Here is a 12,089-nt window from a genome sequence, read left to right as displayed (position 1 = left end):
CAGGGTTTTTTTGTGTAATAGGAAATTGCGTCCTATGAAACAAAAAACGCTCCGCGAGGATGCGCACTCGCGCGAAGCATAAATATGTCGCAAGCGACCGCGCTCGGCGCGAGAATGTGCCAAGGCACATTCTTTTTCATGTAATAGAAAATTCCTTGGAATTCCTTATTACACAAAAGTCACATTCTTTATTCTGGTCAAAAACACTTGACAGATTAAGGGGGATTACCCGTATAATAGAGTGTCTGGAATATAGATATGATTTATCTGCTATATAAGAAAATACAGGTTACTGTTCACGGGTAGGCACTTTTGGAACCGAAAGTGCCGTAAGAAAACGTGGTGGCGGCAGGAATTTGCCGTATTTAAATGCGAAGCCACGGCAAATTCCGTTACTGGGCACGTATGTGTGAACAGCAACAAATACAGGATGGTATGGTTTATGTTATTTAGTTCCCTTGTGTTCCTATGGTATTTTTTGCCAGCGGTATTTTTGCTTTATTTTATAACGAAAAATCTGCATATCCGCAATGGCGTCCTTCTGGCTGCCAGTCTCTTTTTTTATGCGTGGGGCGAGCCGAAGTATGTGATTCTGATGCTTGTTTCGATCGGGCTGAATTATTTCTTTGGATTGTGGATTGGGAGGATGCAGAGTAAACACAGAATGCGCCTTGCTGTTACAACTTGCGTGTTTTTAAACCTCCTTCTTCTGGGCTATTTCAAATATTTTAACTTCGCAGTCGAGATTGCAAATTCTCTGTTAAGCCGCTTTGCGGGCGGCGCACATACACTTTCTTTCCGCGAGATTGCTCTTCCGGTCGGAATATCCTTCTACACGTTTCAGGCGCTTTCCTACGTGGTGGATGTGTACCGGGGGACGATTCAGGCGCAAAAAAATATCTTTCATCTGGCGCTTTATATTTCTTTCTTTCCGCAGCTCATCGCGGGACCGATCGTCAAGTATCACGATGTCTGCGAACAGATTGGGAACCGGCAGTGTACGGCGGAGGGGATGGCGTATGGAATCAAGCGCTTTTCCTACGGACTGGCGAAAAAAATGTTGTTTGCTAATACCTTTGCGGCGACGGTAGACTGGATGATGGAGAAACCGCTGGCACAGCTGGGAACGGTCAATGCGTGGATGTTGGCGGTTTTGTACACACTTCAGATTTATTTTGATTTTTCGGGATATTCGGATATGGCGATCGGATTGGGAAAAATGTTTGGATTTGATTTTATGGAGAACTTCAATTATCCGTATATCTCTACCTCGATCCGCGAGTTCTGGAGACGCTGGCATATTTCACTCTCGACCTGGTTTAGGGAATATCTTTATATCCCGCTGGGCGGCAACCGGAAAGGGCAGGTGCGGACGTATATTAATCTGCTGATTGTCTTTTTTGCGACCGGGCTCTGGCATGGCGCTGGGGCAACCTTTATCATCTGGGGATTGTACCATGGGCTGTTTCTGGTGGTGGAACGCATGGGACTTGGGAAGCTATTGGAGAAGAACTGCTTCCGGGGACTGAATCACATCTATACGGCGTTGGTTGTAGTGGTTGGCTGGGTGTTCTTCCGCGCCGATACGCTGGCGGATGCGAAAGTGATCCTGCATCAGATGTTTACCTGGGAGAACGGCATCTATCCGGCGTCGCTGTTCGTGAATCGGAAGGTGATTTTTCTTGCGGTGCTGGGCGTGCTGCTTTCGGGCATCGTGCAGAGTATATGCCCGAAGCTGCGGGAGCATTTGTATGAGAAAGAAGTGACAAAGACAGTGGATATTGTGATTATGGCTGTGCTGCTGTTTTTGTGTACCATGTATCTCGTCAGCAGCACGTATAATCCGTTTATTTATTTCAGGTTTTAGATCCAGCCGCCGTCCAGTTGAATTATCTGTCCCGTTAAATAGGAGTTCTCGCTCCCCAGCTGGTATGCCAGTTTTCCGACTTCCTCGGCACGCCCCATACGTCCGGCTGGAATTTCTTCCAGCAGGGCATTCCGTTCTTCTTCATCGAGAAACTGGTTCATTTCGGTGTCAATAGCGCCGCAGGCGATCGCGTTGACCTGGATGCTGCTCGGCGCAAGTTCCTTCGCGAGGGCGCGCGTCATGGCGTTGATGCCGCCTTTGGTGGCAGAATAGGCGACTTCGCAGGAAGCGCCGCAGACGCCCCAGACGGAGGAAATATTGAGAATGCGTCCCGATTTGCGTGACACCATCATCGGAACAGCGAGGCGGCAGCAGTTGAAGACGGAGGTCAGGTTGGTATTGAGAATGTGGTTCCACTCGTCCGGCGTCATATCCTGGAACAGACCGATGTAGGAAATCCCTGCATTGTTGACGAGGACATCCAGGAAACCGAAGCGCTCCCGGATCGCGTCAAACAGGCGGGAACAGCTCTCAAAATCGCCCGCATCGCCCATCCAGGCAAGGCAGGAAACGCCCAGCGCTTCGATTTCGCGCTGGGTCTTTTTTAATTCTTCTTCCCGCCTCAGGCAGGTAATCACGACATCCCAGCCATTCCTGGCGTAGGTTAATGCAATCGCTTTCCCGATTCCGCGGGAAGCGCCGGTTACGAGGATAGTTTTATGATTCATGGCAGTAAACTCCTTATATGCGAATGTTTTTAAGAATTGCGGGAGCACGCAGTGCAGAGCAATTCGGTATTAGAGGGGTCAAAAGCTTTTGACCCCAACATCATATTTGATTGAATTATAGCATGTATTTAAAATTCATGAAATAGTTTCATTTTTCTGCCTGTCATAAAATCGTAAGAAATTTTCATCCATTTTTTGCTCTTCTGCGTGTTTTACAGCATTGTATGAAAGTGCCAAAATGTGTTATACTAAAACCAAATGGATCTGACACAGCGATAGAGCGGATCAATTACCGAACAGATTCGGAAGAAAGGAACTGTATACCATGTATGATATAATAATCATTGGTTCCGGACCAGCTGGCTTGAGTGCGGCGATTTATGCACAGCGGGCATGTCTGGACACGATTGTGATAGAGAAGAATGGAATCAGCGGCGGACAGGTGCTGAATACCTGGGAGGTGGACAATTATCCGGGATTTCCGGGTGTGACCGGCTTTGAGCTTTCCAGACAGTTCCGGGAGCATGCAAACAAGCTGGGAGCAAGAGTTGTACAGGATGAGGTCGTGCAGGTCGAGCTTTCAGGAAATGTGAAGAAAGTAGTCTGCGAGGAAGAGACGTATGAGGCACGCTGTGTGATTCTGGCATCCGGAGCACATCACAGGACGTTGGAGGTGCCGGGAGAAGAGGAACTTCGCGGGGCAGGCGTTTCATACTGCGCGACCTGCGACGGGGCATTTTTCCGGGGAAGGACGGTTGCCGTTGTGGGCGGCGGCGACGCGGCGCTGGAAGATGCAATTTTTCTTGCACGGATGTGTGAAAAAGTATATATCGTCCACCGCAGAGACAAGCTTCGCGGGGCAAAACGGCTGCAGGAGCGCTTACAGGCGCTTGAAAATATTGAATTTGTCTGGAACAGCGAGACGGTTGCGATTGAAGGGAACGCTCAGGTGGAGGCGTTGCGGCTGAGACAGACCAAAACCGGAGAAGAGAGGCGGCTGGACGTGGATGGTGTCTTTATTGCGGTCGGAATCGCACCGGAGAGTGAGCTGTATGCGGGTCAGTTAGAGCTTGATGAGCAGGGCTACATCCGGGCGGATGAGAGCGGTCAGACGAGCGTTCCGGGCGTATTTGCAGCCGGAGATGTCCGGACCAAGGCGTTGCGCCAGATTTTGACAGCGGCATCGGACGGTGCAAACTGCGTGGCATCTGCAGAGCGATATCTTCAGGCATAACTCATTTTTAACATAGAAGAAAACAGAGTAACTGTTTAGTAGGTCTGCGCATTTACTGCGCTGACCGTACGAAAACATGGGTCAGCAGGCAAAAATCCCATTGCCGTAGGCAATTTTTAATGGATTTTTGCGCGTGACTGTGAAGGTACTGAACAGTTACAGTTTGAGATAAAACGACGGAACAGAATGGACAGAAGAGTAGGAGGTTCTTATGAGAAAAACGCTGAAATTTCTGATAGCATCAGGAGCGTGCCTTGTGATGGCAGGGACGGGACAGATGAGCGCCCAGGCGGCGATGAATCTGGAGACGGATGCCCCGGTCGCTGGTGCGTCAGTGGCGATCAATAATTACTATGCGAGCAGCTTGAACCCGGAAAAAGAGCTGGCGGAGGCATTTGCTTCTAAAGAAGTTCTGGCAGTGGCGGGAGCCGGTCAGACGGGCGTGGCAGGCGGCGCGCAGACAGCCAAACCGGCACAGGTGGCAGCAGAGACGAAAGCCCAGCCAAAGGAGACAACTGGCGAGACTGAGGCGGTTGTCCGCGCGATGTCCAAGTCGATCTACGATAATATCGCGATTTCCCGTGTGACCAATTATGTCAATGTTCGCGCACAGGCGAGCACAGGCAGCGAGGTAGTCGGAAAGATTTACAATAACTGTGCGGCGACAATTCTGGACACGGTGGACGGCGAGGGCGGCAAATGGTACCATATCCAGTCGGGTTCCGTGACCGGTTATATTAAAGCACAGTATTTTGTGACCGGTGAGGAGGCGTCCAAGATTGCCAGGGAAGTCGGCACAACCTACGCGAAGGTTACAAATACCTCTACGCTTCGCCTGAGAGAGACGCCGAGCTTAGAGGGCAAGACGCTGGATCTTCTTTCTGCCGATGCAGAGTATGAGGTGATCGGAGAAGAGGGCGATTTTGCCAAGATTTCCGTCGATAATGATCTGGTCGGATATGTGTATAAAGATTATATTACGACGCAGGTAGACTTTAAGCAGGCAGTTTCCGTAGCTGAGGAACAGCAGCAGAAAGCTGAAGAAGAAAAACTGAAACAGGAAGCGAATGCGGCGATCGAGAACCTGGAACAGGTAAAGAAGAAAGCCGAGGAAGAGTCGAGGGCAGCGGAAACCACGGCAGCTGCCAAAGAGACGACCAAAGCACCGGAGACTTCCTACAGCGGAACAATAGAGGCGAATCCGAGCGAAAGCAAGGCAGCTGGGACGACAGCGGCAGCCAAGGAGACGACAAAGGCAGCTGAGACGAAAGCGCCGACTACCGCGGCAGCGACGAAAGCGACCACTGCAAGCGGCGTTGGACCGGGCGGCGGACCAGGCACAGGCGGTACGTCTTCTTCTGGAAATGAAGTAACAAATGCTACCCGTTCTGCGGTTGTGGCATATGCAAAGCAGTTCCTTGGAAATCCGTATGTATACGGCGGAACCAGTCTGACAAACGGCGCGGACTGTTCCGGATTTACAATGAGTGTATTTGCACATTTCGGTATTTCAACCGGACGAAGCTCGAGAGATCAGGCGGCAAAGGGCAAGGAGGTTGCGGTCAGCGCAGTACAGCCGGGCGATCTGCTTTTTTATGCGAGCGGCAATTATATCAATCACGTAGCACTTTACATAGGCAATGGACAGGTTATCCACGCAAGTACGGCAAAGAGCGGCATCAAGATTTCGCCGTCCAACTACCGAACACCGTGTAAGGCAGTTTCATTCTTAAATTAGTAAACGCAGATAAAGGAGTATATCGGTTCTTACGGAACGATTTCATATCCGTAGGGCTCGGTGGGAATACCGCAAAATTACGTTGCCAGCGGGGCAGAAGATTTCTGATCGGTGAGACAAGCAATTTTGCGGTATTTTTCATTTTCATAGGAAAATGTATGCACTCGCGCGAAGCAGAAACATGTCGCAAGCGACCGCGCTCGGCGCGAGAATGTGCCAAGGCACATTCTTTTTATAAAAAAGGAGAAAAATCATGGCAGAATTAAGAGAACTTTCCGTAAACCAGTTTGTAGAAGAAACTGCTTCGAAGGCGTCTGTACCGGGCGGCGGAAGCGTGTCGGCGATGGTGGGAGCGCTGGGTGCGGCATTGATGGAAATGGTGGCAAATCTGACGATCGGAAAGGAAAAATATGCCGGGGTGCAGGAGGAAATGCAGGCACTGGCAGCTGAGGGCGCTGCGCTGCATGAGGAGTTGCTGGCAGGGATCAAAAAGGACAGCGAATCGTTCAATGGATATATGAGAGCGCTGAAGCTTCCGAAGGAGACGGAGGAGGAGAAAAAAATCCGCACTGCCGCCCTGCAGCAGGGGTTAAAAGAGGCGACCGAAGCGCCGCTTGCGATTGCGGAGTCAGCGGTAAAGATTTTTCCGATGGCGGAAGCGGTCGTAAAGAGGGGCAATAAAGGTGCCGTTTCCGACGGTCTGATTGCGGTGATGTTAGCCCGGACAGCGGTTGTGGGTGCGCTCTTTAATGTGAAGATCAATCTGGCATCGATCAAGGACGAAAGTTATGTATCAGAACTTGAGAAAAGAGTAGAAAAACTGGAATCGCTTGCAATTTTTTGTGAAAAATCAATTTTGTGTCTTTCCAAATTGTCAGACACAGTATATAATAGATAACATTCACAGCCTTTCCGGGAAATTCACAGGGGGATCTTTTTTACAGAAGATAAAGCAGATAACATTCACTGTGTGAAAACTTCCGGAACAGGCAAAACCGCAAAAACAGGGAGGTACAGGAGTAATGATGACAGATATTGAGATTGCACAGGCAGCGAATCCACTGAAAATCGGTGAGATTGCACAGGCGGCAGGCGTAGACGAGAAGTATCTGGAGCAGTATGGAAATTATAAGGCAAAGGTTGACTACAATCTTCTGAAAGAGACCGAGGGCAAGGATGGAAAATTGATTCTGGTGACCGCGATCAACCCGACTCCAGCCGGAGAAGGAAAGACCACGACCACGGTCGGTCTGGCAGACGGATTGAAACGTCTTGGCAAAAAGGTAACTGTAGCGCTTCGTGAGCCGTCGTTGGGACCGGTCTTTGGTGTCAAAGGTGGTGCAGCTGGCGGCGGATATGCACAGGTCATTCCAATGGAGGATATCAACCTCCATTTTACCGGTGATTTCCACGCGATCGGCGCAGCAAACAACCTGCTGGCAGCGATGCTGGACAATCATATCTATCAGGGCAATGCACTCCGCATCGATCCGAAGCGCATTACCTGGAAGCGTGTTGTCGATATGAATGACCGTCAGCTCCGCAACATCGTAGATGGTCTGGGACGCCGCGTGGATGGCGTGACCCGTGAGGACGGATATGACATCACGGTTGCCAGCGAGATCATGGCAGTTTTGTGCCTGGCACGCAACATTACGGATCTGAAAGAACGCCTTTCCAAGATTATCGTAGGTTATACCTATGACGAGGAACCGGTCACTGCCGGTGATCTGAAAGCAGCGGGCGCGATGACGGCTCTTTTAAAGGATGCCCTGAAACCAAACCTGGTACAGACCTTAGAGCATACACCGGCATTTATCCACGGCGGTCCGTTCGCGAACATCGCGCATGGATGTAACTCCGTCATTGCGACAAAGATGGCATTAAAGCTGGGTGATTACACGATCACAGAGGCTGGCTTCGGCGCCGACCTGGGTGCGGAGAAATTTCTGGATATCAAGTGCCGGATGGCAGAGCTGAAACCGTCGGCGGTCGTTGTAGTAGCGACGGTACGTGCCCTGAAGCATCACGGCGGCGTGGCGAAGGCTGACTTAAACGCAGAGAATCTGGAAGCACTGGAGAAGGGACTTCCGAACCTGATGCAGCATGTAGAAAATATTACCAAGGTATATGGACTTCCGTGTGTCGTAGCGATCAACCGCTTCCCAATGGATACCGAGGCAGAATTAAAGCTGATCGAGGACAAGTGCCATGAGGTCGGTGTCAATGTGGCTCTGTCCGAAGTATGGGCGAAAGGCGGCGAAGGCGGCGAGGAGCTGGCAAAAGAAGTCATCCGCCTGTGCGAGACTGAGAGCGATTTCCACTATTGCTACGAGACCGATACAACCATCGAGGAGAAGCTGGATGCGATCGTGAAGAAGATCTACCACGGTGACGGCGTTGTACTCACGGATGCAGCAAAGAAACAGGCAAAACGCCTGACTGAGCTTGGATTTGGTAACTATTCGATTTGTATGGCGAAGACGCAGTACAGCTTTTCGGACAATGCGAAGCTGCTCGGCGCACCGAAGAACTTTACGGTAACTGTCCGCAACCTGAAAGTATCCGCGGGCGCAGGATTCATCGTAGCGTTGACCGGCGACATCATGACGATGCCAGGACTTCCGAAGATGCCAGCGGCAGAGAAGATCGATGTCGATGAGAATGGACGGATCACGGGTCTGTTCTAAAAAAAGAAGTAACTGTTCAGTAGGTCTGCGCATTTACTGCGCGTGACTGTGAAGGTACTGAACAGTTACGAAAAGAAATAGAATATGAATGGAACTTAACACAACGCAAAAAGGGGAACTGCCACATGGCAGCTCCCCTTTTTGCCAGGAAACTTGTCTACTTATAGTACGAAGCGATGAATTAAAATTCTGGTTCAATCAATCCGTAGGTGTTGCCTTTACGTTTGTAAACAACATTGACCTGCTCGGTCTCGGAATTCAGGAATACATAGAAACTATGTCCTAAGAGTTCCATCTGTACACAAGCCTCTTCCGGATCCATCGGCTTCATAGCGAATTTCTTTACTTTGACGATATCTACTTCGTCGTTGGAATCATATTCTTCGTTTATGAAGAGGTCAGAGAATGCAACGGCTGCCTGTTTTTTGTCTACGATTTTATTCTTATATTTTTTGAGCTGACGCTCGATGATTTCTTCTACCAAATCAATCGATACATACATATCGTTGCTTTCCTGCTCAGCACGGATGATGGTGCCTTTGACAGGATGGTAACCTCGATCTTCTGACGATCTTTCTCAACCGTAAGTGTGATATTCACTTCAGTGTCCTGATTGAAGTATCGCTCTAACTTTCCGATCTTCTCCTCTACAGCTGCTTTTAACCCCGGGGTAACATTGATATTTCTTCCAGTAATCTTATAACGCATAATCATCGCTCCTTTTTATTGGGATGGCTATAGTATACCACTTTTGGATGTTAAATTCAACCTTTTTCACAAAATTGTCAACACAATTAATTGAAAAACAGGTCGAAATACTGTGTCGTTTGATTTTTCACGAATTGCTGTTGTTTTATAAGGGATTTGCGCGCGGTTTGTGCGGCGGACAATGAAATATGAAAAAAGAGTCTTGCAGGATAGGGCAGAATGGGTGTGTTTTTGCAACAGAAAAAGGTCGAAAAAGCTAGAAAAAACGGGGGTTTGGAGGCAATGCAAGGGTTCTTCATTTGTCAATAGATCTGCTTGTATTTTTGGAAGAAATATGCAAGTTTATGAGATCTGAACAAAAAAGAAATCAAAATGCGCCGGGGAAAACGGGGGCTTCGTGAACAGACGGAAATTGTGGATAATGTGGATAAGTCGGTGTAAAACTCCATTTTCCCTAAAAAAGGGAGAAAATGGGTGTGCAAAACTTATCCACAAAACTGGGGACAAAATGTGGATAATGTGGACAACAAGAAAGTCGAACATATATTTTGTGCAACTTGTCTGGTTTACCATAAAGTTGGCGGGATGGCAGAAGAAAAAACGTTTTACCTGGATAGGCAGGGAGGCGGCGTTTTACAGCAGGCATCCTGAACGGGAGCGAAGCAGGGTGGCATTTAGAGAAGTTCCAGAAACTTCTTGACCTGCGGAAGCCGATCACTGGTGGGCTGGCAGAGCAGATACGTATTGCGGACGAAGGGCGTGCCATCCTGCCAGAAAAGTGCCTCGGTGTAGCCGTCAAAATTATTCAGGCAGATGGACGGCAGGATACTCCAGCCAAGCCCATACCGCACCATTTCCTTGCAGGTATCGATGCTGTCGATCTGGAAATTCCGTCGGATGCCGGTCAGTCCACGCGCTTCGAACCAGGAGAAAAGCTGGGAATTTAAGCCGGAGTCGGTGTTGTGGCTGATGTACGGATAGTCGGTCAGAGGACGCCCTGCGTCCTCGCGGCTGCAGATCAGGCACATGGGTTCGGAGGCGAGAAGAATCTTTTTGCCGTCCCAGTTATATTCGCCGCGCAGGATGGCGAGGGAGATTTCTTCTTTGCAAAGCATCTTGTAGAGCTGGCGGCTCTGCTCGGTCGTGATATGCACCTCTACTTTGGGATAGCGGTCTGTGTAGTCCTTGAGGATTGCCGGGAGGCGGTAGTGGGCGTAGTTCAGAGAACAGCCGAGTCGCAGCGTGCCGCAGATATAGTCCTGGCTGGCGGCAGCGAGTTCTTCCATCTGCTCCATATTTTTTAGGATCGTGCGGGCGCAGGGCAGCAGGCTTTCGGCTGCCGGGGTGAGGAGCACGCCGCGCTTGGAGCGGATGAGCAGCGGACAGTGCAGTTCTTCTTCCATCTTCTGAATCCGCTTGGTGATGGCAGGCTGTGTCATATAGAGAGACTGCGCCGCCTTTGTTATATTTTTGTGCTGGTCGAGCGCCAGCAGCAGTTCATAGTCACGTTTATCCATATCGAACTCCTTATCATTCCAAATCGTTATGAAGTTTGATAAGATCATACCATTTTACAGCGGATGGGGCAATGAGTTATAGTATGTATAAGAAAAAATTAATAGTAAGTTGGTTGCTGTTCACAGGTAGGCACTTTTGGAACCGAAAGTGCCGTAAGAAAACGTGGTGGCAGCAGGAATTTGTAACTGTCCACAGGTGGGGATTTTCTGAACTGAAAATTTCGTGCGATACAGGTCAGGAGCCAAGGAAAACTCCGTTCAAAACACAGCACAAGGGCAGCTGCAGATGTGAAAGTAAAAACACAACGTAGAAGCAGTGAAACAAAAAAGAAGGTTCAATGAAAATAAGCATTATAGGAGAAGGAGGAGAATTATGTACATGAAAAAATATCCATGTGTCTACATGAGAGGAGGTACCAGCAAAGCGGTATTTTTCCACGAGAAGGATCTGCCGGAGGATAAGAGTCTTTGGGATGATATTTTCCTGAAAGTCATGGGTACCCCGGATGTGAAGCAGATTGACGGCATGGGAGGAACGGTTTCCTCGACCAGCAAGATTGCGATCATTGCACCGTCTGACAAGCCGGGCGTGGATGTGGAATACACATTCCGTCAGGTGGATATCGTGATTCCGAGAGTGGACGGAAGTGCAAACTGCGGAAACATCTCATCGGCGGTTGGTCCGTTTGCGATTGATGAAGGTCTGGTTCCGGCGGTTGAGCCGATCACGGTGGTGCGCGTGTTAAATACGAACACCAATAAGATCATTGAGGAACATGTCCGCGTTGAGGACGGCCATGCGATGGTACACGGCGACGAGGTAATTCAGGGGGTTCCGGGAACAGGTTCCCGCATCGATATGTATTTTGAGGATCCGGCTGGTTCCAAGACCGGAAAGCTGTTCCCGACCGGTCAGAAAAAAGAGGTATTCGATGTACCGGGATATGGTCCGGCGGAAGTGACTGTACTTGATTGTTCGAACCCGATGGTATTTATCAAAGCATCGGATCTGGGAATTAAGGGATCTGAGCTTACGGAACTGAATCAGAATAAAGATGTGATGGAACACATCGAGCGTATCCGCGGCATGGCGGCAGTGAAATGCGGTTTCGTGGAGAACTGGGAGGACGCGCGGACGAAATCGACGTCGGCTCCGAAAGTTTCCATCGTCTCTGCTCCGCAAGACTACATTAATATGGATGGAAATGAAGTAAAAGCGGATACGATGGATCTCTGTTGCCGGGCGATCTCGGTCGGCGCACTTCACAAGGCGTACCCGATGACTGTAGCAGTCGGAACAGGCGCAGCAGCACGGATTTCAGGCACAATCGTCAATGAGATTGTCAACCCGGCGCCGGATCAGGATATTATCCGTCTGGGACATGCGAGCGGCGTGACCGAAGTGGATGTTAAGATGGACGGCGAAAAAGTCATCAAGGGCGGCGTGACACGGACGGCGAGACGTATCATGGACGGCTGGGTGTATGTGAGAGACTAATGCAGGAAATGAAAGTGGAAGATAGCTGGAAAAGTAAAAAAGCAAGCTTTTCCACATTGCAATGGACGTCGTAAAAGAATAAAGGTAACCTGGCAACAAACACAAGATA

Annotated in this window: 8 protein-coding genes and 1 pseudogene; 6 read left to right on the top strand and 3 right to left on the bottom strand. The window is 49.5% G+C overall.

Annotated features, from left to right (window positions below):
* Positions 1 to 442 precede the first annotated feature (442 nt).
* Positions 443 to 1,867 carry an MBOAT family O-acyltransferase gene (locus tag DWX91_RS07075; RefSeq protein ID WP_118472576.1) on the top strand — a complete coding sequence of 475 codons (1,425 nt, stop codon included), beginning with the start codon at positions 443 to 445 and terminating at the stop codon, positions 1,865 to 1,867.
* On the opposite strand, the gene DWX91_RS07070 is transcribed toward DWX91_RS07075, so the two are convergent.
* Positions 1,864 to 2,595, bottom strand: coding sequence for an elongation factor P 5-aminopentanone reductase (locus tag DWX91_RS07070; protein ID WP_118472577.1), 732 nt, complete (start codon positions 2,593 to 2,595; stop codon positions 1,864 to 1,866). The genes DWX91_RS07075 and DWX91_RS07070 overlap by 4 nt on opposite strands.
* Positions 2,596 to 2,911: 316 nt before the next feature.
* Between DWX91_RS07070 and trxB the strand changes: the two genes are divergently transcribed.
* The 4 genes from trxB to DWX91_RS07050 all read left to right on the top strand — a co-directional run bounded on the left by trxB (position 2,912) and on the right by DWX91_RS07050 (position 8,257).
* Positions 2,912 to 3,829 carry a thioredoxin-disulfide reductase gene (gene trxB / locus DWX91_RS07065; protein WP_107001366.1) on the top strand — a complete coding sequence of 306 codons (918 nt, stop codon included), beginning with the start codon at positions 2,912 to 2,914 and terminating at the stop codon, positions 3,827 to 3,829.
* Between the two features lie 211 nt (positions 3,830 to 4,040).
* The gene (locus DWX91_RS07060) at positions 4,041 to 5,567 is read left to right on the top strand and encodes an SH3 domain-containing C40 family peptidase (RefSeq protein WP_118472578.1); all 1,527 of its coding nucleotides are present in this window, start codon (positions 4,041 to 4,043) and stop codon (positions 5,565 to 5,567) included.
* 253 nt (positions 5,568 to 5,820) lie between these two features.
* The gene (locus DWX91_RS07055) at positions 5,821 to 6,465 is read left to right on the top strand and encodes a cyclodeaminase/cyclohydrolase family protein (protein WP_118472579.1); all 645 of its coding nucleotides are present in this window, start codon (positions 5,821 to 5,823) and stop codon (positions 6,463 to 6,465) included.
* 124 nt (positions 6,466 to 6,589) lie between these two features.
* The gene (locus tag DWX91_RS07050) at positions 6,590 to 8,257 is read left to right on the top strand and encodes a formate--tetrahydrofolate ligase (RefSeq protein WP_118472580.1); all 1,668 of its coding nucleotides are present in this window, start codon (positions 6,590 to 6,592) and stop codon (positions 8,255 to 8,257) included.
* A gap of 181 nt (positions 8,258 to 8,438) precedes the next feature.
* Here the strand turns inward: DWX91_RS07050 and raiA are convergent.
* Positions 8,439 to 8,965: pseudogene (gene raiA / locus DWX91_RS07045) on the bottom strand (ribosome-associated translation inhibitor RaiA).
* Positions 8,966 to 9,639: 674 nt separating this feature from the next.
* Positions 9,640 to 10,482, bottom strand: coding sequence for a LysR family transcriptional regulator (locus DWX91_RS07040; protein ID WP_117796095.1), 843 nt, complete (start codon positions 10,480 to 10,482; stop codon positions 9,640 to 9,642).
* A gap of 379 nt (positions 10,483 to 10,861) precedes the next feature.
* Between DWX91_RS07040 and DWX91_RS07035 the strand changes: the two genes are divergently transcribed.
* Complete coding sequence (locus tag DWX91_RS07035) at positions 10,862 to 11,980, top strand: 2-methylaconitate cis-trans isomerase PrpF family protein (protein ID WP_207661056.1); 1,119 nt, start codon at positions 10,862 to 10,864, stop codon at positions 11,978 to 11,980.
* Positions 11,981 to 12,089: the final 109 nt, after the last annotated feature.

Origin of the sequence: Clostridium sp. AF22-10, from assembly GCF_003478725.1 — a bacterium.
Classification (GTDB): Bacteria; Bacillota; Clostridia; order Lachnospirales; family Lachnospiraceae; genus Otoolea; species Otoolea fessa.
Note: the sequence above shows the minus strand (reverse complement) of the source record. Positions and strands in the feature narration are given on the sequence as shown.